The organism is Desulfofundulus thermobenzoicus, assembly GCF_009428905.1.
GTDB classification, from domain to species: Bacteria; Bacillota; Desulfotomaculia; order Desulfotomaculales; family Desulfovirgulaceae; genus Desulfofundulus_A; species Desulfofundulus_A thermobenzoicus.
Map to the genome: position 1 here is coordinate 1 of NZ_WHYR01000244.1, position 401 is coordinate 401.

Sequence of the window (401 nt, forward strand, 5' to 3'; positions counted from 1 at the left end):
AACTACCCTGAGAAAATGTTGGAGCTTGCTATCAAAGGTATGCTTCCAAAGGGTCCACTAGGTCGTCAAATGTTCAAAAAATTAAATGTGTACCGTGGTTCTGAGCATCCACATCAAGCACAACAACCTGAAGTTTACGAACTTCGCGGTTAATTATAAGGGAGGTTAACAATTTGGCACAGGTTCAATATTACGGTACAGGTCGTCGTAAAAGTTCTGTAGCGCGCGTTCGCTTAGTTCCAGGTGAAGGCCGTATCGTCGTTAATGATCGTGAAATTACTGAATACATTCCATTCGCTGCTTTAATCGAAGACGTGAAACAGCCTTTGAACATCACAGAAACAGCTAACAGCTACGATGTTCTTGTAAATGTTCACGGTGGTGGATTCTCTGGTCAAGCT

2 protein-coding genes are annotated in these 401 nt (G+C 42.6%); both read left to right on the plus strand.

Going from position 1 to position 401, the window contains the following annotated elements:
- The coding region (locus GFC01_RS18470) for an uL13 family ribosomal protein (protein WP_194175052.1) at positions 1–153 on the plus strand (153 nt) is incomplete at its 5' end.
- Between the two features lie 20 nt (positions 154–173).
- Positions 174–401: 30S ribosomal protein S9 (gene rpsI / locus GFC01_RS18475; protein WP_152948531.1), on the plus strand; the 228-nt coding region annotated here is incomplete at its 3' end.